This is a genomic window from Campylobacter hominis ATCC BAA-381, assembly GCF_000017585.1.
In the GTDB taxonomy this organism is placed as follows: Bacteria; Campylobacterota; Campylobacteria; order Campylobacterales; family Campylobacteraceae; genus Campylobacter_B; species Campylobacter_B hominis.
Genome location: NC_009714.1, coordinates 222,970 through 245,924, shown reverse-complemented (window position 1 = coordinate 245,924; position 22,955 = coordinate 222,970). Strand labels below are relative to the sequence as shown.

At 33.5% G+C, this 22,955-nt stretch carries 34 protein-coding genes and 1 pseudogene; 7 read left to right on the top strand and 28 right to left on the bottom strand.

Going from position 1 to position 22,955, the window contains the following annotated elements; genetic code table 11:
* Positions 1 to 9 precede the first annotated feature (9 nt).
* The 10 genes and pseudogenes from CHAB381_RS01370 to CHAB381_RS01330 all read right to left on the bottom strand — a co-directional run bounded on the left by CHAB381_RS01370 (position 10) and on the right by CHAB381_RS01330 (position 4,693).
* The gene (locus tag CHAB381_RS01370; protein ID WP_012108161.1) at positions 10 to 924 is read right to left on the bottom strand and encodes a hypothetical protein; all 915 of its coding nucleotides are present in this window, start codon (positions 922 to 924) and stop codon (positions 10 to 12) included.
* A 17-nt stretch (positions 925 to 941) separates the two neighbouring features.
* Entirely contained in the window at positions 942 to 1,529 is a 588-nt protein-coding gene (locus tag CHAB381_RS01365; protein WP_012108160.1) for a glycosyl hydrolase 108 family protein, read from the bottom strand.
* The gene (locus CHAB381_RS01360) at positions 1,516 to 1,854 is read right to left on the bottom strand and encodes a hypothetical protein (RefSeq protein ID WP_012108159.1); all 339 of its coding nucleotides are present in this window, start codon (positions 1,852 to 1,854) and stop codon (positions 1,516 to 1,518) included. The genes CHAB381_RS01365 and CHAB381_RS01360 overlap by 14 nt, the downstream gene beginning before the upstream one ends.
* Positions 1,847 to 2,086, bottom strand: a complete 240-nt coding sequence (locus CHAB381_RS01355; RefSeq protein ID WP_012108158.1) for a hypothetical protein — start codon at positions 2,084 to 2,086, stop codon at positions 1,847 to 1,849. Before CHAB381_RS01355 ends, CHAB381_RS01360 begins: the two co-directional genes overlap by 8 nt.
* Positions 2,079 to 2,387, bottom strand: coding sequence for a hypothetical protein (locus CHAB381_RS01350; RefSeq protein WP_012108157.1), 309 nt, complete (start codon positions 2,385 to 2,387; stop codon positions 2,079 to 2,081). Before CHAB381_RS01350 ends, CHAB381_RS01355 begins: the two co-directional genes overlap by 8 nt.
* Positions 2,377 to 2,739: a hypothetical protein gene (locus CHAB381_RS01345; RefSeq protein WP_012108156.1), complete on the bottom strand. Its 363-nt coding sequence runs from the start codon at positions 2,737 to 2,739 to the stop codon at positions 2,377 to 2,379. Before CHAB381_RS01345 ends, CHAB381_RS01350 begins: the two co-directional genes overlap by 11 nt.
* A complete protein-coding gene (locus CHAB381_RS01340) occupies positions 2,740 to 3,048 on the bottom strand; it encodes a hypothetical protein (RefSeq protein WP_012108155.1) in 309 nt (102 codons plus the stop codon). It lies immediately after the preceding gene.
* Positions 3,049 to 3,098: 50 nt separating this feature from the next.
* On the bottom strand, positions 3,099 to 3,233 hold the full coding sequence (locus CHAB381_RS08950) for a Mu-like prophage major head subunit gpT family protein (protein ID WP_456297466.1): 135 nt from the start codon (positions 3,231 to 3,233) through the stop codon (positions 3,099 to 3,101).
* 9 nt (positions 3,234 to 3,242) lie between these two features.
* Positions 3,243 to 3,953 (bottom strand): annotated as a pseudogene (locus tag CHAB381_RS01335) (Mu-like prophage major head subunit gpT family protein); the annotation flags it as partial.
* Complete coding sequence (locus tag CHAB381_RS01330) at positions 3,953 to 4,693, bottom strand: phage protease (RefSeq protein ID WP_012108154.1); 741 nt, start codon at positions 4,691 to 4,693, stop codon at positions 3,953 to 3,955. The pseudogene CHAB381_RS01335 and the gene CHAB381_RS01330, both read right to left, overlap by 1 nt.
* A 287-nt stretch (positions 4,694 to 4,980) precedes the next feature.
* Here CHAB381_RS01330 and CHAB381_RS01325 point away from each other — a divergent pair, with 287 nt between their 5' ends.
* From CHAB381_RS01325 to CHAB381_RS01305, 5 genes are all read left to right on the top strand, one after another.
* A complete protein-coding gene (locus CHAB381_RS01325; protein WP_115587261.1) occupies positions 4,981 to 5,439 on the top strand; it encodes a DUF1804 family protein in 459 nt (152 codons plus the stop codon).
* Positions 5,436 to 6,938: a phage terminase large subunit gene (gene terL, locus CHAB381_RS01320; RefSeq protein WP_012108152.1), complete on the top strand. Its 1,503-nt coding sequence runs from the start codon at positions 5,436 to 5,438 to the stop codon at positions 6,936 to 6,938. The genes CHAB381_RS01325 and terL overlap by 4 nt, the downstream gene beginning before the upstream one ends.
* A gap of 16 nt (positions 6,939 to 6,954) precedes the next feature.
* Positions 6,955 to 8,244, top strand: coding sequence for a phage portal protein family protein (locus CHAB381_RS01315; protein ID WP_012108151.1), 1,290 nt, complete (start codon positions 6,955 to 6,957; stop codon positions 8,242 to 8,244).
* A complete protein-coding gene (locus CHAB381_RS01310) occupies positions 8,237 to 9,457 on the top strand; it encodes a phage head morphogenesis protein (RefSeq protein WP_012108150.1) in 1,221 nt (406 codons plus the stop codon). The genes CHAB381_RS01315 and CHAB381_RS01310 overlap by 8 nt, the downstream gene beginning before the upstream one ends.
* 110 nt (positions 9,458 to 9,567) lie before the next feature.
* On the top strand, positions 9,568 to 10,101 hold the full coding sequence (locus tag CHAB381_RS01305) for a phage virion morphogenesis protein (protein WP_012108149.1): 534 nt from the start codon (positions 9,568 to 9,570) through the stop codon (positions 10,099 to 10,101).
* Between the two features lie 22 nt (positions 10,102 to 10,123).
* Here the strand turns inward: CHAB381_RS01305 and CHAB381_RS01300 are convergent, their stop codons facing one another.
* The 13 genes from CHAB381_RS01300 to CHAB381_RS01240 form a co-directional block, all read right to left on the bottom strand.
* Positions 10,124 to 10,888 carry a DUF1829 domain-containing protein gene (locus CHAB381_RS01300; protein WP_012108148.1) on the bottom strand — a complete coding sequence of 255 codons (765 nt, stop codon included), beginning with the start codon at positions 10,886 to 10,888 and terminating at the stop codon, positions 10,124 to 10,126.
* Positions 10,885 to 11,382: a DUF6978 family protein gene (locus CHAB381_RS01295; RefSeq protein ID WP_041570444.1), complete on the bottom strand. Its 498-nt coding sequence runs from the start codon at positions 11,380 to 11,382 to the stop codon at positions 10,885 to 10,887. Before CHAB381_RS01295 ends, CHAB381_RS01300 begins: the two co-directional genes overlap by 4 nt.
* 80 nt (positions 11,383 to 11,462) lie before the next feature.
* Positions 11,463 to 11,651 carry an NrdR family transcriptional regulator gene (locus tag CHAB381_RS01290; protein ID WP_012108147.1) on the bottom strand — a complete coding sequence of 63 codons (189 nt, stop codon included), beginning with the start codon at positions 11,649 to 11,651 and terminating at the stop codon, positions 11,463 to 11,465.
* A 116-nt stretch (positions 11,652 to 11,767) separates the two neighbouring features.
* Complete coding sequence (locus CHAB381_RS01285; RefSeq protein ID WP_012108146.1) at positions 11,768 to 12,244, bottom strand: phage protein GemA/Gp16 family protein; 477 nt, start codon at positions 12,242 to 12,244, stop codon at positions 11,768 to 11,770.
* A gap of 10 nt (positions 12,245 to 12,254) precedes the next feature.
* The gene (locus CHAB381_RS01280; protein WP_012108145.1) at positions 12,255 to 12,464 is read right to left on the bottom strand and encodes a hypothetical protein; all 210 of its coding nucleotides are present in this window, start codon (positions 12,462 to 12,464) and stop codon (positions 12,255 to 12,257) included.
* A 54-nt stretch (positions 12,465 to 12,518) separates the two neighbouring features.
* Entirely contained in the window at positions 12,519 to 13,007 is a 489-nt protein-coding gene (locus CHAB381_RS01275; RefSeq protein ID WP_012108144.1) for a host-nuclease inhibitor Gam family protein, read from the bottom strand.
* Positions 13,008 to 13,094: 87 nt separating this feature from the next.
* On the bottom strand, positions 13,095 to 13,430 hold the full coding sequence (locus tag CHAB381_RS01270) for a DUF7768 domain-containing protein (protein WP_012108143.1): 336 nt from the start codon (positions 13,428 to 13,430) through the stop codon (positions 13,095 to 13,097).
* 89 nt (positions 13,431 to 13,519) lie between these two features.
* Positions 13,520 to 13,900: a hypothetical protein gene (locus tag CHAB381_RS01265; RefSeq protein ID WP_012108142.1), complete on the bottom strand. Its 381-nt coding sequence runs from the start codon at positions 13,898 to 13,900 to the stop codon at positions 13,520 to 13,522.
* A gap of 3 nt (positions 13,901 to 13,903) precedes the next feature.
* Positions 13,904 to 14,119 carry a hypothetical protein gene (locus CHAB381_RS01260; protein WP_012108141.1) on the bottom strand — a complete coding sequence of 72 codons (216 nt, stop codon included), beginning with the start codon at positions 14,117 to 14,119 and terminating at the stop codon, positions 13,904 to 13,906.
* A complete protein-coding gene (locus tag CHAB381_RS01255) occupies positions 14,112 to 15,017 on the bottom strand; it encodes an AAA family ATPase (RefSeq protein ID WP_012108140.1) in 906 nt (301 codons plus the stop codon). Before CHAB381_RS01255 ends, CHAB381_RS01260 begins: the two co-directional genes overlap by 8 nt.
* 214 nt (positions 15,018 to 15,231) lie before the next feature.
* On the bottom strand, positions 15,232 to 16,350 hold the full coding sequence (locus CHAB381_RS08945) for a DDE-type integrase/transposase/recombinase (RefSeq protein ID WP_012108139.1): 1,119 nt from the start codon (positions 16,348 to 16,350) through the stop codon (positions 15,232 to 15,234).
* Positions 16,351 to 16,400: 50 nt separating this feature from the next.
* Positions 16,401 to 17,048 carry a helix-turn-helix domain-containing protein gene (locus tag CHAB381_RS08940; protein WP_012108138.1) on the bottom strand — a complete coding sequence of 216 codons (648 nt, stop codon included), beginning with the start codon at positions 17,046 to 17,048 and terminating at the stop codon, positions 16,401 to 16,403.
* On the bottom strand, positions 17,039 to 17,266 hold the full coding sequence (locus CHAB381_RS01240) for a hypothetical protein (RefSeq protein WP_012108137.1): 228 nt from the start codon (positions 17,264 to 17,266) through the stop codon (positions 17,039 to 17,041). Before CHAB381_RS01240 ends, CHAB381_RS08940 begins: the two co-directional genes overlap by 10 nt.
* A 60-nt stretch (positions 17,267 to 17,326) precedes the next feature.
* Between CHAB381_RS01240 and CHAB381_RS01235 the strand changes: the two genes are divergently transcribed.
* Complete coding sequence (locus tag CHAB381_RS01235) at positions 17,327 to 18,079, top strand: hypothetical protein (protein WP_012108136.1); 753 nt, start codon at positions 17,327 to 17,329, stop codon at positions 18,077 to 18,079.
* 257 nt (positions 18,080 to 18,336) lie between these two features.
* Positions 18,337 to 19,038: an XRE family transcriptional regulator gene (locus tag CHAB381_RS01230; RefSeq protein ID WP_012108135.1), complete on the top strand. Its 702-nt coding sequence runs from the start codon at positions 18,337 to 18,339 to the stop codon at positions 19,036 to 19,038.
* A 154-nt stretch (positions 19,039 to 19,192) separates the two neighbouring features.
* Here CHAB381_RS01230 and CHAB381_RS08585 read toward each other — a convergent pair whose 3' ends face one another.
* From CHAB381_RS08585 to CHAB381_RS01210, 5 genes are all read right to left on the bottom strand, one after another.
* Positions 19,193 to 19,423 carry a Y-family DNA polymerase gene (locus CHAB381_RS08585; protein WP_232215076.1) on the bottom strand — a complete coding sequence of 77 codons (231 nt, stop codon included), beginning with the start codon at positions 19,421 to 19,423 and terminating at the stop codon, positions 19,193 to 19,195.
* Positions 19,424 to 19,661: 238 nt separating this feature from the next.
* Positions 19,662 to 20,282: a nitroreductase family protein gene (locus CHAB381_RS01225; RefSeq protein WP_012108134.1), complete on the bottom strand. Its 621-nt coding sequence runs from the start codon at positions 20,280 to 20,282 to the stop codon at positions 19,662 to 19,664.
* Between the two features lie 10 nt (positions 20,283 to 20,292).
* Positions 20,293 to 21,600 carry an OmpP1/FadL family transporter gene (locus CHAB381_RS01220; RefSeq protein WP_012108133.1) on the bottom strand — a complete coding sequence of 436 codons (1,308 nt, stop codon included), beginning with the start codon at positions 21,598 to 21,600 and terminating at the stop codon, positions 20,293 to 20,295.
* The gene (gene nfo, locus CHAB381_RS01215) at positions 21,600 to 22,448 is read right to left on the bottom strand and encodes a deoxyribonuclease IV (RefSeq protein WP_012108132.1); all 849 of its coding nucleotides are present in this window, start codon (positions 22,446 to 22,448) and stop codon (positions 21,600 to 21,602) included. The genes CHAB381_RS01220 and nfo overlap by 1 nt, the downstream gene beginning before the upstream one ends.
* Entirely contained in the window at positions 22,445 to 22,906 is a 462-nt protein-coding gene (locus CHAB381_RS01210) for a hypothetical protein (RefSeq protein WP_041570443.1), read from the bottom strand. Before CHAB381_RS01210 ends, nfo begins: the two co-directional genes overlap by 4 nt.
* Positions 22,907 to 22,955 lie beyond the last annotated feature (49 nt).

Genomic DNA, 22,955 nt, shown 5'->3' with positions numbered 1-22,955 from the left:
TATATTCCCCTATGCTTGTTTATAGTATGTGATTTTAAAGTTGTCGTCGCCTTTATCCGAAAGGGCTAAAAACTCTCTATCTATTACGTAAATACCATCTAAATCATTAAATTCAGGCGCTTTGCTTACTTTTGCACGCGGAATTTCAAGTTTGAAAATATCTTTTCCCTCGCTATCTTTAAAAATTGCAACAAAACTCATTGTTGTGCCGTTTGCAAACTCATTAAAGCCACTTTCAGCCCCAGCTTCAAGGCGCATTTTCAAAGTAAGTTTTGGCTCGTAATCTGACATATGAAACTCGCCTATGTTCGTGAATTTTTCATAGTTAATCACGTTTCCCATATCAAAGCTGAATTCACTCAGGTTGATGTCCGTGCCGTTAATCGTCATACTTCCAAGACGCCTGATTAAAAGCGCTTCACCCACTTTTATGTCCGTGATGTTTTGCGGTTCTACAACTTCACCGTCATAGGCTGCTTTGATACCAAAGGTCATTTCTACTTTGTCTCCGACTTTCCCCTCAAGCTTTAGGCTGCTTTTTGCGCCTTTGCCTTTGAATATTCTATCGGGTAAAATCAAATCGATGCTTCCCGTTTTTTCGCTGTGAGTGTCCGGTGTATAAATGAAATTGCCGTTTGTATCTGTTTCTTTTTTAAGATTGCAGATTGCAAAAAGATTGTCATAAAATGTGATGTCTTTGTAAAGGCAGGTTGTGGCTTCAATTTCCATTTGCCCCCAGTCTGCTATCGTTACGACATCTTTAGCCCCGCCAAAAAAGCCGAAATTTGGAATTTCCACTTCATCCATTGTGACTTTTGGCGTTATATTGCTTGTGATTTTTAAAACCTGTTCCGGTTTTTTATAAGTCCCTGACACATCTTCAACACAGATTTTAAGCCCTGTTCTACTCAAAACTCTTGCCATTTTTTCTCCTTTAATTTTTATGCTAAACGAATAAAATCCAAGTCCGCCTGACTTAATTTCACTCTGTTTAGCCAGCCGCCTGAAAATCTCCCGTATTTTTCGGGATTGTTTCTCACTAAATCCATATAAAAAATTTCAAACTCTTTTTTATATTTTGTTTCAAAATCTTTTTCGCTAATCTCGCTAAATGCCTTTAATGTGATTTTTCCTATTATTCCGTCCTCTTTTACGCCTACTGTTTTTTGCGCTTTTTTAATAGCGGTTTTTGTGTGCGTATTTACGCCGAATTTAAAAATCAGATCCGCAATCCTGTCGTTTTTAATCGCGCCAAGATTTGCACTGTCCCAAAAGTTAGCCTTATAAAACTCTTTTACTTCACGTTTAAGCGCTTCATCTTTGTATAAAATTTCGCTTGCTTTTTCCATTTGTCCGCAAGTTTTAAGCACGTCTTTGATTTTTATCCAGCCGACGAAATTAGAATTTGCACTTTCACATATTCCCATAAATGTAAGCCCGTTTTCGCCCGGGTTTTTATGCAAAGCATTTTTAGGATTGTTAAATTCGAGTTTTAAAAGTTCATCATAACTTTTATCAAAATTTGCCATTTTCTGTTCTCCTTAATATCTCTTTCACGTCGCTATGAATTTCATCTTGCGTTTTTGAAATTTTGTCTGTGATTTGAGCGGTTAAATTTGCTTTTTCGTTGTGTTGGCTGAGAGTTTTTACTATTTCTTTGCTTATCTCGCCGCTATCTTTTATAGCTTCAGTGTTGCCGTCAACCGAGCGTTTGAGCTCTTTGACGATAAACCACATAAAGAAAAATACAACTCCTATAATAATAAGCGTAAAAAATACGCTAAGCCCTGTAACACCCCATTTATCAGCACTAGCTATAAAATTTCCGCTTTCTGTTATTATTTTTTCATTCATTGTCTTTTCCTAAACAATATTTAAGCGTGTTTTCGCATTCCAGATAATAAATCATAAGCTTTTTATGCGCTTCAAAAGTGCCGTCATTTCGCGGTTTTAAAGGCATTTTAATATCACATCTAACGGGGATTAAAACGTCTTTATACGTCACTTGTGCATTTTTTGCACTACACCCGCAAAGTAAAATCAAAGTAATAAAAACCATAAACATAAAAATTAAATCATCACTCATTAAAAAGCTCCTTGTATGCCTTTAATTCGCCCTCGCAAGTTTTATCTTTTATGAAAACTTTTTCAATTTTGCTTGTATCAGTGGGTTCAAAGGACTTTTTCAGTTTCAAGTCTTTTATGGCTGCATTTTGTTTTTGCAAATAGGCATCGCAAAGCGTGAATTTATTATTACACAATAAAATTTTATCGCTTAGTTCTGCAATTTCTTTGTTTTTTGCCCTTATTTGAAAATTTTGATAAAAAGCAATAATAACGTCAAAAATAAGAGCGGCTAATACAATATAAAAAAGTTTATTTATCATTTTTTTCACTCCTAAAAATCTTAAAATCAATTTCAAAAACATATATATAAAGACTGTCTTTAAAACCCAAAAACTCTAAACTTTGACTTAAATCATCTTTTAAATTTTTTACCTGTTTAACAGCTCTAAGTCTTATTTCGTCAAGTTTGTCAATCAAACCCAAATTATCGTCATTCAGGCTTCTTGCCGCAAGATAAAGTTTAAAACTTACTCTATCTATCCCTATACTTTCTTTTTTTAGAGAATTTAAAAGAAGATAAAGTCCCGGCTGCTCTATGTTTTCACTTCCTACATCTATAGCTTCCGGGAAAATTTCTTTTAAAGTTTTGTAGGCTTCTTTTAAGTTTTTCATCTAAAACTCGCTTTTTCTCATTCCGTATTTTGTATTGCTCAAAATTTCGCCGTTTTCATCAACGCTAAAACTCCCGGCAATTTTCAAAGCTTCTTTATATAAAATGAGATCCAACTCATTTGGTTCGATTTTTAAAAGAAGCTTCAGTCTAAACATTGCTATATCAAGCAATATCGGCTCAGGAAGCGGCAGGTTTTTTGTCAGTTCCCGCGCTTCTTTTAGAGCTATTTCTGCTATTTGCTCTGTTATTTCCGCTTTGTTTTGTAGGCTTTGTTTTGCTCTTAGAATCAGTTTTTCCTGTATTTCCATCACTGCTTACCTTGAACATATCGGCGCTATAGTGCATTTTTGATACCTTTTTATGCGCCGGTTGATTTGTATGCTAGTTGCCAAAGTGCATAACCTGCATTCATGAAGCTTTTGCAACCGAAAAGCGCTTCATCTTTCATAAAACGATAGTCGTTGCTTGCTTCAAAGACTCCATCTTTTGCCACTTGCAATACAAAAGGCTTCACAGGTTTTGAAAGGTCCATCAGATACCAGCTGGTATCGGCTATCTCCGGCAAAACCAAAAGTGAGTATCTTTTAAAAGTTGCATTTGCTTCACCGCCTGTCAAATAGTCTTTTTCTACCGCTTTGATTGCATTTGCAAGATTTTTAGGACCGCAGATAAGGTGTGTCGGCATTACTCCCATATTTTGTTTTTTATTTCCTTTTATGGTTCTCATAAAAGCCTCAGCTGCAATTAAATTATCACTGTTTAAAACGCCAGTTCCCGTGTTTGCATAAGTATCTCCCTCTATATCGTGGTCTGCCGCAAAAAACGGTTTTCCGTCGTAGCAGTTTTTGCTGTCGGCTTTAAGCAAAATTTCAGCAACCAGACTTGCACCGAATCTTTTTGCATTGTATGCCATTTGCTCGATTGCAGGCTTATATACGCCTATTTTGTCATATTCCAAATGATTATTCGGAACGCTCACGCTTGCCTCAAAAGGCACGTTTTCAAGCAAATATCCGTAATCTTTGAATTTTTTAATATCTCTATCGCCAACCCACTATTTCATCATCGGAAAATTTCCAAGCCAAACATATTTTTCGCTCAAATCGTTACTTACGATTCGCATTGCCATAGCGTCGGCTTCGCTTTTCGTATCATTGAATGTTTTTTGGAAAATCGCCTTAAATCCAATCGCCGTCTCTTCAAAATGTGCCATTATTTCGCTCCTTTATATTCATCTTCGCTAATCCCAAGCATATTTGCAATATTTTTTTCAGCTTCGCTCAAAGACTCTTTTGCATTTGCCTCAAGATTTTTTTTGCCGAAAATAGCGGTTATACTTTTTAGGCTGCTTTCTATATTTTCAAGTCTTGTATTCAGTTCTTTTTTATCGCTTTCATTTTCAGCTTTTTCATTTTTCTCTTGTGTGCTATCTTTTTTGAGCTTTTCAAGTTCATTTTTAAGGGCTTCATTTTCTTTTTTGATTTTTTCAAGCTCTTTTAAAAGCTCTTTGTATTCGCTGCTGTCTTTTACATTCATTTCTTCTCCTTTAAAATTTAGCGCGTTGTTAAGTAAATTTGGTCTATTTACCAGTCCGACCGAGTCAAGTCCGGTCACCTCACTTCCGTCCGTATCAAACACAGGGCTTAGATATCTGTAAATTCTTTTTTCTACAAGCTCTTTGCCTTTGTCATTTAGTTCAAGTTTTGCATAGATACCGTCCTCTTTTTCCACAAAACTATCTTTGCCAAACCAGCCTATTGCACCTGCAAAGCTATGATTTTCGTCTAGGACGATGTCAAGATTGTTTTTTTGAATTGTTTCTATCAAAGAAGCAGCATTTATTTTGAAAACTCTGCCATCTAACCCTTTTACCTCCCCGACGGGGCTTACTTTTATCAGTTCCCCGTCTTTATAATTAAGGCTTAAGAGTTTTTCTATTACACCTTTTTGCAAAGCCTTTCTCCTTTTTAATTTTTAGCGTTATTGTATGTGAAAAACTCATCAAAATCATTCTAAATAGGGGTTATATAGAGTGAAACAAAACTTTTTTAAAGTTATACTTAAACCAAAAATATTTTTTACCCTTAAAACCAAACAAAGATTATTTTTAAAAATGAGTTTTAATGTGTTTAGGGTGCGTTTAGGATTTAAAATCTTTTCTTTTGCATATGAATATATAAAAAAGAGATAAAAAGCCTAAAAAACGCAAATAATAAAAATTTGATATGGGAATTTATAAAATGAATGATGAAATAAGAAATATGTATATAAAAGGCTTCAGTGTAACAGACATCGCCACAACTTTTGGCGTAACAAGGCAGACTATATATAATAGAAAAAATGAAGATCTAAACAATGGAATTGACTGGGACGCACTGGCGCTAAATTCAAGCAGAAAAAAAGCAAGCCTAAGCGAAAACGAGTTTATTTTAACTCTTATAAATAGTTTTGAGCTTGCATTTGACAAAATCAAAGAACTTGAACCCACTGAACAACTTGAAATCCTAAAAGAATACACGGACACCTACTACAAACTTAAAGCCCCTGTAAAAACGGACGATAAAGCCAAAATCCTTGAAAGCATAAGCAAGGCAATAAGCCAAATAGCAGATATTGCTAAAAAAGAAAATAACGAAGCGGTGATGAATTTCTTGGCAAAAAATGCCGATGAAATTTTAGCAAGGACCTTAAAAATATGAATGAGATAGAGGATTTAAGGTCAAAATTAAAAGGACTTTATAAAGTTACCGATCCTTTGCAAAAAAGCCGCATTAAAAAAGCCAAAAAAAGCTTTAGGGATATGGTAAGCCTTTATTTTAATCACCATGTAAAATTACCCGAAACTTCAAAATTTAGAAATTTTTTCTATGACAACAGCTCAAAACTCATAAAAGAAAATAGAAATATGCTTTTTAAAGCTTATAGAGGTGCGGCAAAAACAACTCTTATTTCAAGGCTTTTTGTGCTTTATGAAATGGCTGTTTTAGGCAAAAAAAGAAACGCCGTAATCGTATCGGCTACTATCAATCTATCCAAAAAAACGCTTGAATTTATAAAAACAGAGCTTGAGGAAAACACAAAATTTATAGAGGATTTTAACATTGACAAAGGCTCAAAATGGACTGAGGATGAAATAGTATTTTATGCGGATAAAAAAGCTTTTAAAATAAGCGTTTATGGCTCTGGAACAAAAATAAGGGGCGAGAACTGGCGCGGTTTCAGACCCGATTTAATTATTTGCGATGATTTGGAAAATGATGAAAATGTAAAAACCAAAAGCCAAAGAGACAAGCTTTATGACTGGTTTGAAAAAGCCATTATGAAGCTTCCTGCACGTGATGATGAGAGATATAACATAGTAGTAATCGGCACAACGCTTCATTATGACTGCCTGCTTAACCGCCTTGAAAAAAGAGTTGATTTTAAGTGTTTTACCTTTCCTTTGGTTTTAAGGTTTCCGCCTGATTTGGAAGAGTTTAATTTGGACGAATTTATTTTAGACGATATAAAACTTAATAAAAACAAATACGTCCTTGAATACAGAGCAAGCAAGGGCGCATTTTTAAGCGAATATCAACAAATCCCGCTTAGCGAAGATGAGCTTAGTTTTAGCTCTTACCAAACATTCGATGAAATGCCGCTTTGTGAAGCATATTATATAGGAATAGATCCAAGCCTTGGAAAATCAAAAGGCGATTATTTTAGCGTCTGCATTCTTGGCTTTTTTAATGGCAAATTTTACGCAAAAGTAAAGATGAAAAAGCTAAAGCCGGAGCTTATGGCAGAAAGAATTATAAGCGAAGCAGCCGCTATTTTAAGGCTTAACCGCCCTTTAAAAATCGCCATTGAAACCGTGGCTTTTCAGGAGTTTTTTAAAGACTATATAGAAAAAAGAGCAAGTGAGCTTGGAATTTATCTGCCTATTATTTCCTTAAAAAACACGGTCGCAAAAGAGCTTAGGATTGATAGTCTTACGCCTCCAATCAACAACGGCATAATTTTAATAGATAAAAACTCGACTACATTTTTAGATGAGCTTGATACCTATCCAAAATCAGCCCACGATGACGGACTTGACAGTCTTGAGTTTGCATGGCGTATAGCAAAAGCGCCCAATTTCGACTACGAAAAAGTTAATAGTTTTATTAAAAAATACAATGACAAAAAAAGCTTTTTAAGGAGAATTTTTAATAAATGATATACGGAGATAAAAAATGCTAAAAGATTTTCTAAAACCAAAACGAGATTACATTAAAACCGATATGAGCTATTATACGGAGCTAACTGCCGGGAGAGTAAGGGCTGCACTACTAACCAAAAATCAGCAGGAGCTTTTCCCGCTTTTTAATCTTCTCATAGACAAAGATACAAGCCTTGGCAGTGAATGCGAAAAAAGAACGAATTCAATATTGAATAAATTCTTTACACACGATTTAGGAGAAGATGAAGACGAAAATATCGAAGAAATCATAAAAGCAAGTATTGAAGCAAGGCTTTTTGGATTTTCACTTTTAGAGCTTTATTTGGAAGAGGGTAAGCTAAAAGTAAGCACTGTTGGAAGAGAATACATTGAGTTTGAAGAAAATAAACCGACCCTTAAAATAGGCAAAAAAAGATTTGTCGCAAAAGAGCCGTTTTTTATAGCTATAACTTCAAAGCCCGCAATTTTAAAAACACTTTGGATAACCTATGCAAAACACTACGTTTTAAGTCTTTATCTAAAATTTGCAGAGTTTTTAGGCGTTCCTCCGCTCATCGGACAAACCGAAAATGCGGATGATAAAACGCTGAAGGCTATGAGCGACGCCTTTGAAAACCTAAGAAGCGGAAGCTATGTCATTTTAGGCGCGCAAGATATCATAAAAACGCTTGAAGGACACGGAAGTCAAGCTGATTTTATGGAGTTTATCCGTTATTGTGACGCCGAAATTGCAAAAAGTATAAACGGTTCAGTGCTTAGTTCAAACACAGCTTCAAACGGAAGCTACTCGCAAGGCAAAATTCACGAAAACAACCGCTTTGAGATAATCGATGCAGACATTAAATTTGCAACCCGAACTGTTAGAAATTTTTATGCAAGACTTGGAAAAAAAGTAAATTTAAATATTCAATTTGAGAAAGATAAAAATCTGCTTGATAGAGCTCAAACACTTCAAATTTTAAGTTCGTTGGGATATGAAATGGACCTTGAAGATATGGCAAAAGAGTTTGATTTACCTCTTCCAAAAGGCATAAAATCAAAAAGCCTAAATGCAAAGACTATTAGAAAACCGCTTGACAGGTTTGATAATTTTATGCAAAGTGAGAATTTTAAACACCCTTTAAAGAGTGTTGAGACAAACATTAAAGAGAGTCTAAACACATTTTTAAAACAAAGTGAGACCTACGAAGAAGCGTTTAGCAAGCTCTATGAAATGTATAGTGACATCTCTCCCGATGAGCTTGAAAAATATATGTTTGAAGCCTTGCAAAACGCTGAAATTTTAGGAAATTATGATGATTGATTTTTTTGCGAAACCTGATGATTTGGTATCAAAATTTAAAGCCAAAAGCCCCGAAGTGCATTTTGATTATGATGAGATAGCTCATGAAGCGCATAAAAGAGTTTTTACTATAGCTAAAATGACAAATCTTGATTTATTAAAAGATATGCAAAACTCCTTAACTACTGCATTTCACAAAGGAATAACTTTTAATGAGTGGAAAAAAGACATTATCCCACACCTTAAAAAAAGCGGCTGGTGGGGAGATGTTGAAATTAAAAATCCAAAAACCGGTGAAGTAAAAAATATTTTTGTAGGCTCACGCCGCTTAAAAAGGATATTTGATACAAATATAAGGACAAGTTATGCCGGAGCCAGAAAACAAAGCCTTGATGAAAGCAGCCTTGAATACTACCGCTACAGCGCGGTTTTGGATAGTCACACAAGAGCAAGCCATAGAGCAATGCACGGAGTGATTTTAAAAAAAGACGATCCGTTTTGGAAAAAGAACTTTCCGCCAAACGGCTGGAATTGTAGATGCACTGTTAGGGGATATTCTAAAAAGCAGATTGAAAGAATGGGTTTAACGCCACTTGATAACACACCGCCAAATATATCGGATAAAGACTTTGCTTATGATATAAACGGTGCTGATTTGGACGATGTTTTTAAAGAAAAAGCAAAAAAAGTTTTAAATGTAATTCAAAGAAATAAAGATAAATTAGCTCTTGCTCTAAAAGAATTTGACCGCCAAAGAGATATGTATGTCTGGCAAAAAGGGCTTGATAATGCTATAGATGAACTTTTGATTAAAAAGAATTTAAAATCTCCCATAGAAGCTTTTCAGCTTGGTGTGTTATCCGGTTTCATAATTAAAAAAGCAAAAGAAATTTTAAAAATTGACACCAAAACAAAACATATTATGGGTGATAAAAAAGGAATTTTACATATAAGACCTGAAAGGAAAGGGGCATATAGTCAAGACCTAAGGATAGATGAAATAAGGCAAATAGTTAAGGTTTTAAATGATAAAAATACGCCAGTTAGTTTGGATATTAGCGATAATGCTATAATTTTTTGGTTTGATGATAATATGGATAAGACAAAAATAAATAAAATAGTTGTAGATCTAAATTATAACTTAAAGAAATTCGGGGTTACAAATTATATGGTAACTGCCGGAAAAATAAATAAACAAGATATGAAGCATAAAGAGTTTATAAAAATCCGCTGACGGCGAGAGTTGCACTCGCAATCTCTATAGCTGAAAGCTACAACCCGCTACTTCGTTGCGACCATCAATCAGCGAATTCTTATGCATATTATACCACAAAAGGATAAAATATGGAAATAGAAGTAAAAGGCATCGAAGAAATACAAAAAAGTCTAAAAAAACTTGAAAAAAAGACTGGAAATTTAGCACCTACATTAAAAGCAATAGGTGAAATGATAAGAACCAAAATAGACGAAAGCTTTGAAAAAGAAGCTAGCCCGTTTGGTGAAAAATGGAAGCCGATTTCCGCAACTACTGCATTTAACTATGCAGGCGGTAAGAAAAAAGCTTTTAAAAAAGGTGCTAAGTCCTTAAAAAGTGGCTTTTTAAAGCGTTATGGAACTCATGGCGATAAGAAAATTTTAGTTGAAAGTGCAAATTTAAAAGACAGCTGGGGAGTAAAAGCTGATAATAAAAGCGTAACGGTTGAAAGCTATGCAAAAGCGCGCGGCTTTCCATACGGACTTACTCATCAGTTCGGCTCTGTTAAAAGAGGCATCCCTGCAAGACCTTTTTTACCTGTGGATGACAAAGGAAATCTTGAAAGCACTCTACAAAAAGATATTTTAGAAAAAATCGAAGATGATTTATTAAAAGGGGATTAAAATAATTAAATCAAAATTTAACCTAAGCTGACAAAAGATTTTTATAAGCTTCTTTTTGAGACCACAAAATAGGCTTAATGCCATATTGATTTGTTGCTTGCGTGATATCATCTGGTACTGTAATATTACTATCATTTAAAATAATTATACTTTCACTATTTTTTGTCCTATCATCTTGTAAGTCTAAAAATGAAAACAAAGAAGACTTTAAATTGTCTTTTTTAGGGTTATTAAGAAGTTTTATAAGTCTTTCTTTGCTTTTTTTTGATTTAGAGATTATAAAATCAAATTTATGATTTAAATGACTCTTGCCCTCTAAACTAACAGATGAAATATATCTTGCATCTATACTATCTAAAAATCTTGCTACATCATCAAAGAAAAAGCTTGAAATTTTATTATTTGCTAAAACAAACATATCATTTACACTTATTAATGCTTGTAAAATATTATGTTGTTTAGAAGCAAAATTTGACACACTAGCCTCAACAAAAAGCTCATTATTTTCTCTTTGTATTCCAAAACCATTAAGGATTATTTCAAGTTCTTGTTGTCTTTTTTCTGTATTAAACTGCATACCTTTTAAAGCTAGACTATTTAAAGTATCACCATCATCACTAAGCTTTATTTTATCGCCATTTATAAGGGCATATATAACTATATAATCATTACTACTATCCAAAAAAGGTGTAGTTATCTCATAGGTTTTTTTATCTATTTCCTCAATTTCAAAATTAGCGTGAATATGCTGTATATATTTATCTATAAGAGAGTTTATATCTATCAAAACAAACTCCTTTTTATAAATTCAATTTCTTTGATGTTGCAAAACTCACAAAACTCTTTTGCTACATCTTCTAGCTCTCCTTCTCCCCTCAATCCAAATTCACCAATGGGAAAAGCCCATTTATCATTATATCCTTCTATAAAAAAATGTAAGTGTGAACACTCTTTTTTAAAAACAACTCCTGAATACTTTTGCATAAGGTTACTAAGCTCTTTTGGAGATTTTTCTTTTATAAACTCTGGATTTTTATGCTTTGAGTAAATATCAAGCCTTAAAATAATATCGGTTTTATTATGTCTTAGTTGGCTTTTATTTCTTTTGATTTGAAGACCATACTTACTTATGTCAAAAAGAAGCAAAGCATCTATTTCGCTACTAACTAATTCTATTGTTCTATTTTGATTTGATTCATATATGCTTGGAATATCTACTTTAAAAATATCTTTTGGTGTTTTTAACGCATCTATAATTTTTTTAACTTGAAAATATTCCATTGTTTAAACTCGCTTTTTCACATATTATATAGAAATTTTCTTGAAAATTTGCATAAATTTTACATTTGTTTTAAAAGGGATTAACTACCCTTTAAACTCTCTTTAACCACCTTTTCATACTCTATTAACTCTTCATCTTTTGATTTTATTTTTTCGATTGTGCTAAAAGTCCTACCGCATTTTGGGCATTTTCTAAACCTTTCATTAACTAGCCCTTTAACAGTAGCGATGACATTTGTTTTTTCATTAGCACAATATGGACAGATCATCTTTGTCTCCTTTTATTAGGCCAGCAAGTTGTCCCTAAAAAAGCATTCACTATAGTCTTTGCAATACGCTTTATTTGGTAAGTTTTTATCACTTAAATCAATATCTAGCTTCATTTTTATTTCTTATAAAATTTACACATTTTTTCTAAGCCTGTGATAATACGCCTTGCATCATTTAAGCTCACTCTTTTAAGTTGGCTATCAAGCCTTATGAAGACTTTTATCTGTTTTATTACATATATCATCAGTTTTTTATCGCTAAAGCCAAGCCTGTTTGCAAGGTATTTTATGTAGTTATATTGAGCCGGAGTTATTTTTTTATTTTCATTAGATTTTTTGGCTTTTTTTATTTTCATATTTTTGATTATATTTCTACCTAGTGCATCCGGCTCATACTTTTTGAATTCGCCGCTTATTAGCATTTCAAGGGCGCTTTTAAGTTCATCGATAGAAAGATCCGCAGAGCTTGTTACATCAAACCTAAGCTCAAGCCACATCTGCCATGCGTCATTTTCTTTTAGAGCTTTATATTCGCTGTTTAGATGAATTCTTTTAAGCAAATTATTTCTTAGAATTCTTTGATTTTCGGTCATTTTTAACTCCTTAAAGAATGCCTCTTTTATATAATTCACGACTCAAAACGCTTTTGCAAATTCCAGTGCAGCGGCTCATTTTAGATACGTTTATTTTTCCGTTTTTAAATTTATAAAATTCTAGGTCATAATTAAGAGCATTTCGCAATCTTTTGTCAAATTCTCTTTTTCTGCGCTCATTTAACATTTCCAAATGTATATTTTGTCTTACGCTTTTCATTTTTTATCCTTAAAACCTTAATCAAGGGCTTAAAAAAAGCCCTTTGTTAAAATTTCATTTTACAATTTCAAGACTTTCTATTTTTGGCACGATTCTGAAATTATCTTTTATCGTGCGTTTCAGCCCCAGTTTTACCAGATCGCTGTCATCAAGCTCCGCTAATGCTTCTTTGTTAGGTTTTTCTTCGTAATTTATGCACTCTTTTGCAAGTCCATAAGCCTTTATAGCATTAAGCAGCGCTTCGATTTTCGTTTTTACGCGCGGAAGTGATACGCTTTTGCTTATTCTGTATCCTATTTCACCGAATGTGAATTCCTTACTTCTTTTGTCTGCAAACTCATGTTTGTTGTCCTCGCAAAATAGAGTGATTTGTTGCTCGATATATTTTTTCTCATTATCAAGCCTTTCAATCTCATTTTTTCTGGCCTCTTTTATACGGTTGCACTCAAGCGTAACCTCGCCGTTAATTTTTTCTATTCCTACGCTTAATTCGCACACTCTTTTAAGCGCCGAATCTATATCTTTAAAACTTTCTATCTTCATTTTTTTCTCCTTTTTAGCCTTTTTTGTTTTCTTTTTTGCGCCTCTTTTTCGCCAAGTTTTTTAACTAGTGCCATTTTTTTTACTCCTTTAATCAAAAATACTGAATTTCAGCTCCGTAACTCCGAGCTCACGAGCTATTTTTCGCTCGTAAGCCATACCTTTGCTGTTTTGCGAAAACTCGCAAGGATAAAAATAATAATATCTGCAGGCTCTCATAAGCTCTTCGCAGTTTTTCATCACCTTTTCGCGTTCAAGCTCTGAATACACGTCCATCCACGCTAGCACCGGACTGATCGGCTCATAGCCGTTTAGGCGCACCTGATGACACGCTTCAAGAGCTATATTTTTTGCTATATAGTTTTTATCTCTATCCTTACATTTTATGGAAGCGTAGGGGGTAGAAACAAATACAAGTTTTGCCATTTTTTCTCCTTTCTTAAAAAACTTATTCAAGCCCGCCATTTACGGGCTTTGATAAATTTTTACTTAGCTTTTTGCTTCTAATATTAAAACTAAACAATTTCTTTTTTTAAGATTTTTTTTGATCTTTCTTCTGCTTCTTTTAAGCTATAGCCTTTATTACAAAGTTCTTGCACTTTCCAAAAATATTTGGCTTTTTTACTTTCATAATTAACTACCCAATCATTTATGCATAAAGCTTTTTCTCCTACTTTCATATCAGAAAAAGCTTTTATAATTCCGTCTTTTATCTCTTCTGTTATTCCTGCTTTAACAGGTAGGTTTTTAACTTTTTCTAAAGTATCCGGTTTTATTTCTTGCAAAGCATCAAACAAATTGTCTTTATCTGGCTCGCAAACTGTCGTTAAAAATATATCTTTCGCAAGAATGCCTAAACTTATCATTTTGTTATTTGTAACCACTTCAAGCCTCATTTTCTACCTCCAAATCTTTCCTAGCCCAAAAACAAAACTTGCTTTAGGATTTCGGCAACTTTTGCCAACGCTTATAATAGGCTCTTTAAAACCGCTTTTTAAACTTTGCTCTTTTAATCCGGCAGCTCGCCTTTTAACTCTCTTTCCTACTAACTCCCCGTTTTGTGTCATTCCGACTTCAAACCCGCTAAAAAGTCCTTTAACTAAATTTCTATTCATAATAACTCCTTGGTAAAACGGCATCTATTTTTGCGATGTCGCCTTTATAAATTTCATTTAAATCATCAAGTGCGTATTTAACCTCTCTTAGATTTTTGCACCTTTTCCATACCTTATCCGCTGTTTTTTTGTCTATTTTTATGTTTTCTTTTTCAAATAGCATTTCCACTTCATCATCACCAAAAACTCTCAAAGCTTCGTGCGTGTTTCGTATTCTGGTTGCTACTTGCTCGTGGCTTTTTGCTATCTCTTTTTCCAAATTTTCAGTTCCCACTAAAATTATCGGAGTTTTTGTCATATCTTGCAGATATCTGATTTGCTCCAAACTCACCGTGCTTATAAAATTTGCTTCATCGATTATTAGAACTCTATTTCCGCCACTTAACCCATCTTTTATCGCTTCGATTAAGTGAGAAATGCCTGTTCTTTTTGGCATTACACCAAGCTTAAAAGCAATACTCTCAAGCAAATCTTTTTTATTCATCCCTGCAAACGCTGTTATTACTATGCTTTGAGGAAGTTTTTTCGATAAAGCGTTTATAGCAGTTGTCTTTCCGGTGCCGCTTTTGCCTACTATTTTCATCAACGCTCGTTGTTTTATCGCCTTTATCACACTTGCTATTATTACAACCGTGTTTCTGAAAGGCACTATGTCGCTGTCTTCGCAAATTTCATCATATTGACTTGAAATTTTAAGCTGCTTTGAACTGAAAAAATCGCTTATCTTTTTTTCAATCTCATTTTTACCTTCATTGCTTAAATCATAATCCCCCCAGCCGTTTAACGCTAAAGAAATGTAAGAAGCATTTACTTTTAGTAAAGTAGCAAGCTTTCTATAACTTCCACCGTTTTTCTTATACTCGTTAAGAGCATTTTTTGCTTTTTCGCTTAACGCCATTTAAAATCCTTTATCTAAAATTTAAATGTTTAAACACTTTTTAAAAGCCTTTTAAAAGACCTTTAAAAAGCGCTTAATTTTCTTGCAAAGCACTTCATCCGGCAAACTCATCAAGCACCGCGTCAATATCCGGCAAATACAGCGTATCATCAGCGCTTATTTTCTCTTTGTTTGCGCTTTTGTTGGCACTTTCCTTTTTGGCAACTTCGCTTTTTCATTTCATTTTTTCATCTAAATTTTGTTTAGCTATCTTTTTATAATAAGCGTCTTTTTCATCACGCAAAGATTTTATATAGTTCTTTACAGGAGCGATGTTTTCTTTGTGATACTCTTTTTTAGCTTTTTTGAGTTTTTCAGCGCTTATGTTTTGTCGTTCGTCATCTTCTACAACGCAGACAAACTCGCCTTTTGCATACACATACATCTTAGAAATATCATCAATATCCTCTATCACTTCCACGCTGTCGCCGATTTTTAAATTTTTATAAAGTTCTAAGCTTTGATAAATCATATTATTTATATTTATTCCGCCTGCATTTAGCACCCTTCCGTAGCTCTTACCAAATACTCTCTCATCAAACCAGCCGCTATCCACATCTTTACTGAATTTAGACTTTCTTTCGCAGTATCTGTCTATCGTTGCCTGCATTTCGGCTTTTGTTAAAAGATTTGTTATATTTGTCTTTACTCCGCTTAATCTCTTGCTTTTTTCAAGCGCTTCATTCTCTTTTTTTATTCTCTCGCCTGCGTTATGACCGATAAATCCCGGCAGATTTTCGAAAAAGTTTTGCATAACACCATGCGCTCTTTCTATTACTCCTTTTTGATAGCCTTTAAACGGAGCTGCTGCTATATAGCTTACGCCAAGTCTTGCTAAAACACCTTGAAAGTGCTTACTTACATAGTCTTTTCCGTTATCGCCCTTTATATACCCCGGGCGTCCCATTTTTAAAAAAGCCTTTTTTAGAAGTCTTACATTAGCGTAAGAGTTTGGCGACTCCGCAAGCTCATATACTAGCTTTCCGCTTGCGACATCTATCATTCCTATTGCCTCATATCGTTGCGGTTCGCCCATTTCATTCAGACACATAAAGTCATACTTTGTAGCATCTATCTGCCACTCTTCGTTTTCATTAAGATAGTCTCTTTTTACGCTTATATTCATATCGCCAAGCGCGTCAAGCCCGCCCCTTAGAAAGTTTCTCACATCCGCGTCTTTTTTGATTAGTTTATTTGCGTGGCGATAAAATGTGCTTTGAGAGATATCGGCTTGTAAATCAAACGGATCAAAAGAAATTTTATTTTCCAGCGAATATCTTCTTACATATTCCATCCACCAGCTACTTTTATGCGCGTTACCGATGGTTAAAATCGCCTCTTTTATTAAGGTTTGATCCGCTCTGATTTTTTGCCGCGCCCGTCTTTTATCTCTTTTATACCGCCATTTTCAAACTCTTTAATCCATCTATATATATTTTTATTACTTATGCCAAAAAACTCGGTTGCTACCTTTACAGAGTGTTTTTTCGCATAAGCTATAACTTCTAATTTTTGTTTTTCATCAAGAGTTTTTATATGGCTGTATTTGCCTGTCATTTTTGCAGGTTTTTTATTTTTAGAACTCTTTGCAGTACTTTTTTTAGAGCCGTTACATGCTTTTTTGTTATTGCCTGTATTTTTATCGACTTTAACAGTTTCACGATTGTTTATCTCATTACTACCTGCTTCAAAGGTGTTTATCTCATCGTATGTCTCATTGCCACCGCTTACTGAATCGCTACCCAAATTATCACCCTTGCAGCTTAGGTTATCACTATAAATCTCTTTTTCATCGGCTGTTTTTTCATCGTCCAGCCAAATTTGAAGAGTTTTGCCACCACGACCTACGCCGTCAGCATATTTAAAGAGTAATTTATTACACTTTATAAGGCAAATTTTTTTGCTTATTTTGTTGGCTCTATTTATAGATTTTTGCAGTGTGTCGTATTTAATACCCAAAATTTCAGCCGCTTCTTTACTGTTTAACCACATCTCAAACCCTTATTTACCCAAGACCATTTTCCATCGCTTCCGCCTGCTACCTTATGCTCAACCCTATTTAGAGCTATACCGTCGCTTTCCAATACCTTTTTAGCCTTTTTGCTTACATATCCTTTGTAAAAACTGCTTAGACTTAGATTATTTATCTCGCAATAAGCTTTCATATCATATCTAGTCTTATCTTTTATCGCCTCAGCCAAGCTTTGCATACCATCTCCTTTCTTTTTTTATGTATAATTTCATTGTTAAAACAAAAATAAAGGATTAAAATGTATAAAGATACTCTAAGAAAAAAGGAAGATGACAGTTATAAAGTAAAAAATTATGAAAGTAATCTAAAGCTAAGCTATGACGCCATTAGAAAAGATTATGACAACATTCTTACAAGTATTATGCCAAACCAAGTAAATCTTATAAAAACATATCTTTGGCTTAATACCTTTATAATCGGTATTGCTGTTATTTTTATCAAAGAACAAGCAATAACTCCAAAAATTTTATGTTCTTTTATATCAATATTTGCTTTATGTATTATCTCAATGATAGCTTTAGTTGTTGCTTTATACTACAACAAACAAAAGAAATTTATATTTTTTAAACCCGAAGATATAGCCAATATCAAAGATAACAAATGGTCTTACGCCCAAGGTCTTATAAACCTTATAAACGAAACTAAAAATGCATTTGATTTAAACACTGAAATAGTTAAATTTAGAGCCTTTTATATTAGGATAGGCGCTATTTTTCTAATTTTAGCTTTTATGGCATTCACCTATACTACGACTTATTATCTATTACCATATATAAACCATAGAAAGGAGGTGATAATTATGCCGGATGATAAACCTATAAAACCTGATGAAAATAAGCCAATTACTATGTCTTTAAGCACAAACAGTCAAATAAACATCAATACGGAAAGTATCAATGAAAGCACTAAAGAAAATAGCGGCTTCAATATCACTGCTGATGATAAATCACAAAGTGATAATAATAATTCATCAAACGATAAGGATAAATAACCTTATTAAGCCCCTTAAAAAAGGGGCTACTCATCAAACAAAAATACTAAACTAAACAGCATAAAAGCTATAAATAGTATATAATCATCCATTTTTTGCTCCTATTTTGTTTTAACACTGAAATTTTAAAGATCACATTAAGCCCAAATTTCAAAAAATTTGGTTATTATTTCTTAACAAGTTTTGAAATTATAGCGTAATAAATTACACTTGTCAATATAAAAGAGTAATTTGTTCGTAAAATTATGGGATTTAAAATGGAATTATCAAATAGAATAAAACAATTGAGAGATATAAAAGGTTGGACGCAGCAAGAGTTAGCTGATTATTCTGGTGTTTCTATTGACAGCATAAAAGGATACGAGTCAAAAAAAACAAAAAATATCACAACTGAAAATTTAAACAAAATTGCAAAAGCTTTTGATTTAAATATATCAAATTTTTATAATAATGATTTGTCCGTTAGTGAGATAGAAAAATGTCCGTTAGGAGTCCATAAGTCGTCCGTTAGTGATAAAAAAAGTGTCGTTACTCCCCCAAACCTTAAAATGTCACAGGACAACTTTTCCGTCCCATATTTTGATGATGTCTATGCAAGCGCGGGAGGCGGCTACATAAATGATGAAAACCCGCCTAAAATGATTGAATTCTCCAAGTCCTTTTTACGAGACTATCTCGGAACTGTCGAGTTTTCAAGGCTTAATATCATCAAAAGCAAAGGTGACAGTATGGAGCCTACAATTCCAAAAAATGCGCTTTTATTTATTCGTCTTGGAGATGTCGAGGAAGGTCAAATCTGCGTAGCTAGAATAGATGATGAACTCTATGTCAAAAGACTTCAAAAACGCCCCGTAGTTAAGCTTATTAGCGATAATCCCGACTATGACCCGATTACTCTACAACCGGATGAAAATTTTGAGATAATAGGTTGTGTTATAGGATACATAAAGAAGTTTTAAAAATCGCGTAAAAATTGTTACAAACAATGTAAAATTTTTGTCAAAATTGTCAAAAAAGTGTCAAGCGTAAAAATTCTCATTAAAATGAGAAAAATCATTTTCAAACATCGCTAAAATCATATTTCTAAACAAATCACTTATTTTCTATTTTTTCTCATTTTATACAACATTTTACAAGTTTAATCGAGAGCTCTTTATAAAAACTATGATCGGCCTTTACAACAATTAAATTTTTGCACAGTGTTTTAGCATGTTTTAAAGGCATTGCTGATTTTATTCCAAATTTTCTAGCCTCATAACCGGCACTTAAAACAACGCCGTTTTCTTCTTTTATCTTTTCGTTATCGTCGGCGGAACCATTTGCGACAACTACATTTTTGCCAATTAAAGTTTTATCTTTTATTCTTGCGGCCGATACAAAAAACAGTCCAGATCGATATGTAAAATCACTTTTTTGCCTATTTATATTTTATGATACTAAATCCGAAATTCGTTAAAATCGGGGAAATCTCTATTTGATTAATTATATTTTTTTGTTAAGCTTATAAATTTTAAAAAAATAGGTAGCAAAAATTTTGTGTGATAAAATTTTTGCTAATTTTAGTAGTTTCGGTTATTAAAATTTATTTTTTATAAACCAAAACTTCATCTAAACTTTGGCGAATTTTTTTAGCAGGCTCATCGTCACTGTATCCTAAAGCTACGACAACGCAAGGGTGAAACGGCGCGCCGAAACCGTCAGCTGCTATAAACTCGCTTAAAGCATTATAGTCAAATCCGCCTATTATGCAACTTTGAACACCAAATGCACAAGCTATATTTACAAGATTTGCGCAAGCCAAATATCCTTGCAGATCTGTATAAGCACAAAGTTCACGCTCACTCATTCGACCTGTTTTAGAGCCGACAAACGCGATATATTTTTCCACTTTATCTTTGCTTTTGCCTTTACTTTCTATTCGCTCTCTTAAAAATTTATCATCAGGCCTTATATCGTTGCGACTTATGATTATAACGGCGTGAGAACATTTTTCTATATGTTTTTGAGCATTGCATATTGTCGCTAAAGGTGTTAAGTTTTCGCCGCTTACAACCATAAATTTCCATGGTTCCAAACCAACTGAACTGGGGCTTAATCTTGTTAAATTTATAATTTCTCTTAATGTTTTATCGTCAATCTTTTTATCATTAAAATTTCTACAGGAATACCTATTTTGCATTATTTCACGTATAAAATTTTTCATTTTCCATCCTTTAAAAATTATAATCGAAACTAAGATTTAAAAAAGTAATGTGATTTCTTTCAAATGTACCTACGACATTATTAAAATCGACATCATCCGCAGAATTTACATGTCTTTTTTGGCGATCCTGATAAAAAAACGCTCCTGTAACACCAAAATTTTCACTTACTTTATAATTTGCACCGGCAGAATAAATATATGCCTTTGTTTCAGGTAATTCAAAACGAACTTTATTACTGTCGGCTGCACTCTCATCAATGGCAAAACCGCCCATTAAGCGAAGTTTTGGATTGTATTTATAAGCAACACCGAATCTATAAGTATTAGTATCATGCCAATTTTTTTCAATAGGTTTATCAAACATATCACTAACAGGAACCCGCTCATCATAGCGAAAATCAAGTTCTTTAAAAGCTGACCAAAATGTGCGGTCATAAGCAAATAAAAATGTAAAATCATCAAGCTCGAATGAAGTTGCTAATGTAAGTACCGCAGGAAGCGGAATGTCTATTTTTACATCTCCGTCATAAAAGCCGCTATAAGCATTTTGTGTCAAAGCATTAAATTTATCCACATCTTTTTTATTTCCTTTTATTTGCGATTTTACTATAGCATCACCTTTTAATTTTAAATTTATTTTAGATCTATAAGTCGCTGCAAAAGATAAATTTTCATTCGGTTTGAAAGTAGCTGCAAGATTATATCCGAAATTTACCGAATCGCCTTTCATATCGCGCCCTGCATCCATACTGACAGGAAAAATAGGCGACGGAGCGAAACCACTTACAGAATTTCGTACTTTTCCTTCGGCATAAGCGGCTCTAACGCCCGCGCCGATAGAAAAATTGTCATTTACTTTATAAGCGACGCTTGGAGCAAGTTCTATTGCTCTTAAATAGAATTTTTCCGCAATTGATTTCGGATACGGATCTTCCCAGTTCATACCGACACCGGCAGGTGTAGCCAAAGCGATACCGAAGCGAAAATCGCCTAAAAACGGACTTATAAAATTCATCCCAGGAACATAAAAATTTGCGCTCTCAGATTTTGTATCATAGTTTTTACTGGGAAATTTATCGCTTTCGTTTTTAAACTTTAAACTTGAAATATGTAAGCAAGTAGATGATAAATTTAAATAATGAACCGGATCTAAAAAAATCATATTTGCAGGGTTGTAATAAGCCGCGTCGGCACCAAAACTTGTAGCTACATTTGAAGCAAGAGTTGCTATACTGTCACCGCTTTGCTCCGGAATTTTATATCCGCCGGCAAAAGCGAATGTAGTTAAAACAGTCATTAAAGATATAGTTTTATTCATTAATTTCCTTTTATTAAGTTTCTTAAAATTTTGATTTCGTCAGGCCAGATAGTTTCATCTATAGTCTCCAAAATCATTGGAATTTCATCAATATTTTTATCATTCATTATATTTTCAAAACTTTCCAGCCCCAAAAAGCCCTTACCTAGACTTTCGTGACGATCTTTTCTAATTCCAAGTTCATTTTTTGTGTCATTTAAATGCATTCCGCTCAAAAATTTATAACCGATTTTTGCATCAAACTCGCTCATAGTTTTCTCATAAGCCGCTTTCGTGCGAAAATCATATCCGCCTGCAAAAGCATGGCAAGTATCGATACATACGCCGATACGAGATTTATCACTCACATTTTTTATAATAAAAGCTATTTGATCAAAATGATAACCCAGATTAGAGCCCTGCCCTGCCGTATTTTCTATGACAAGTTTTACTCTGTTTGTATTTGCAAGCGCTTTATTTATGCTTTCCGCTATATTTTTAAGACATTCTTGCTCGCTAATTAACTTTAAATGCGAGCCCGGATGAAAGTTTAAAAGTCTTATGCCTAAAATTTCACAACGATTTATTTCATCAATAAAAGTCTCCAGACTTTTTTGACGATTTTGTAAATTTGGATGACCAAGATTTATAAGATAACTGTCGTGAGCCAAAATATGCTCAGGTAAAATTTTAGAAATTTTTAAATTTTGTTTGAAATTCTCAATTTCTTGATTTTCAAGAGGTTTTGCACTCCATTGTCTTTGATTTTTTACAAACAGAGCAAATGCATCGGCACCGATTTTAGCGGCATTCAAAGGTGCGTTTGATACACCGCCACTTGCACTTACATGAGCTCCTATTCGTTTCAATTCAATTCTTTTAATTTTATTTTTACGCCGTTTTTGCTATCTTTAAAATTTAGCATTCCGCCGCAAATTTCGTATTTTATACCATCAAAAATTTGAGTAAAACCGCAATTTGTTTCGGTTAAATTTTTGCCTTTAAATATATGCTTAAAATTTAAAATTTCAGACAATAAACCTTTATAATAAGCATTTTTGAAAAATTTTTGATTAAAAATAAGCTCATCGTCACAGGCGCCGTTTAAACAAATTTTGCCGTTTTTATCAACCAATTCAAGCACCAAAACGCCGCTTTTGTAAAGTTCTATCTTATCTCCTCCGGAAATTTTATGCAAAAATCCGGCATCATTTATTTTTATAAGAGGTGAAATCGCAGTAAAATTTATACTCTTTGAAATTTTTGGTGTATTAAAAGCGCACCCTGTAAAAATCAAAAAAATAAAAAATAAAAAGTACTTATTCACATTAAAACCTTGCAAAAAAATAAAAAAAATAATTTTCAAAAATGGAATT

What these genes read in the sequence shown, in the direction of transcription:
- CHAB381_RS01370 (WP_012108161.1), bottom strand. Translation starts at nt 924, where the DNA reads ATGGCAAGAGTTTTGAGTAGAACAGGGCTTAAAATCTGTGTTGAAGAT.
- CHAB381_RS01365 (WP_012108160.1), bottom strand. Translation starts at nt 1,529, where the DNA reads ATGGCAAATTTTGATAAAAGTTATGATGAACTTTTAAAACTCGAATTT.
- CHAB381_RS01360 (WP_012108159.1), bottom strand. Translation starts at nt 1,854, where the DNA reads ATGAATGAAAAAATAATAACAGAAAGCGGAAATTTTATAGCTAGTGCT.
- CHAB381_RS01355 (WP_012108158.1), bottom strand. Translation starts at nt 2,086, where the DNA reads ATGAGTGATGATTTAATTTTTATGTTTATGGTTTTTATTACTTTGATT.
- CHAB381_RS01350 (WP_012108157.1), bottom strand. Translation starts at nt 2,387, where the DNA reads ATGATAAATAAACTTTTTTATATTGTATTAGCCGCTCTTATTTTTGAC.
- CHAB381_RS01345 (WP_012108156.1), bottom strand. Translation starts at nt 2,739, where the DNA reads ATGAAAAACTTAAAAGAAGCCTACAAAACTTTAAAAGAAATTTTCCCG.
- CHAB381_RS01340 (WP_012108155.1), bottom strand. Translation starts at nt 3,048, where the DNA reads ATGGAAATACAGGAAAAACTGATTCTAAGAGCAAAACAAAGCCTACAA.
- CHAB381_RS01325 (WP_115587261.1), top strand. Translation starts at nt 4,981, where the DNA reads ATGAATGATGAAATAAGAAATATGTATATAAAAGGCTTCAGTGTAACA.
- terL (WP_012108152.1), top strand. Translation starts at nt 5,436, where the DNA reads ATGAATGAGATAGAGGATTTAAGGTCAAAATTAAAAGGACTTTATAAA.
- CHAB381_RS01315 (WP_012108151.1), top strand. Translation starts at nt 6,955, where the DNA reads ATGCTAAAAGATTTTCTAAAACCAAAACGAGATTACATTAAAACCGAT.
- CHAB381_RS01310 (WP_012108150.1), top strand. Translation starts at nt 8,237, where the DNA reads ATGATTGATTTTTTTGCGAAACCTGATGATTTGGTATCAAAATTTAAA.
- CHAB381_RS01305 (WP_012108149.1), top strand. Translation starts at nt 9,568, where the DNA reads ATGGAAATAGAAGTAAAAGGCATCGAAGAAATACAAAAAAGTCTAAAA.
- CHAB381_RS01295 (WP_041570444.1), bottom strand. Translation starts at nt 11,382, where the DNA reads ATGGAATATTTTCAAGTTAAAAAAATTATAGATGCGTTAAAAACACCA.
- CHAB381_RS01290 (WP_012108147.1), bottom strand. Translation starts at nt 11,651, where the DNA reads ATGATCTGTCCATATTGTGCTAATGAAAAAACAAATGTCATCGCTACT.
- CHAB381_RS01285 (WP_012108146.1), bottom strand. Translation starts at nt 12,244, where the DNA reads ATGACCGAAAATCAAAGAATTCTAAGAAATAATTTGCTTAAAAGAATT.
- CHAB381_RS01280 (WP_012108145.1), bottom strand. Translation starts at nt 12,464, where the DNA reads ATGAAAAGCGTAAGACAAAATATACATTTGGAAATGTTAAATGAGCGC.
- CHAB381_RS01275 (WP_012108144.1), bottom strand. Translation starts at nt 13,007, where the DNA reads ATGAAGATAGAAAGTTTTAAAGATATAGATTCGGCGCTTAAAAGAGTG.
- CHAB381_RS01270 (WP_012108143.1), bottom strand. Translation starts at nt 13,430, where the DNA reads ATGGCAAAACTTGTATTTGTTTCTACCCCCTACGCTTCCATAAAATGT.
- CHAB381_RS01265 (WP_012108142.1), bottom strand. Translation starts at nt 13,900, where the DNA reads ATGAGGCTTGAAGTGGTTACAAATAACAAAATGATAAGTTTAGGCATT.
- CHAB381_RS01260 (WP_012108141.1), bottom strand. Translation starts at nt 14,119, where the DNA reads ATGAATAGAAATTTAGTTAAAGGACTTTTTAGCGGGTTTGAAGTCGGA.
- CHAB381_RS01255 (WP_012108140.1), bottom strand. Translation starts at nt 15,017, where the DNA reads ATGGCGTTAAGCGAAAAAGCAAAAAATGCTCTTAACGAGTATAAGAAA.
- CHAB381_RS08945 (WP_012108139.1), bottom strand. Translation starts at nt 16,350, where the DNA reads ATGGAATATGTAAGAAGATATTCGCTGGAAAATAAAATTTCTTTTGAT.
- CHAB381_RS08940 (WP_012108138.1), bottom strand. Translation starts at nt 17,048, where the DNA reads ATGTGGTTAAACAGTAAAGAAGCGGCTGAAATTTTGGGTATTAAATAC.
- CHAB381_RS01240 (WP_012108137.1), bottom strand. Translation starts at nt 17,266, where the DNA reads ATGCAAAGCTTGGCTGAGGCGATAAAAGATAAGACTAGATATGATATG.
- CHAB381_RS01235 (WP_012108136.1), top strand. Translation starts at nt 17,327, where the DNA reads ATGTATAAAGATACTCTAAGAAAAAAGGAAGATGACAGTTATAAAGTA.
- CHAB381_RS01230 (WP_012108135.1), top strand. Translation starts at nt 18,337, where the DNA reads ATGGAATTATCAAATAGAATAAAACAATTGAGAGATATAAAAGGTTGG.
- CHAB381_RS01225 (WP_012108134.1), bottom strand. Translation starts at nt 20,282, where the DNA reads ATGAAAAATTTTATACGTGAAATAATGCAAAATAGGTATTCCTGTAGA.
- CHAB381_RS01220 (WP_012108133.1), bottom strand. Translation starts at nt 21,600, where the DNA reads ATGAATAAAACTATATCTTTAATGACTGTTTTAACTACATTCGCTTTT.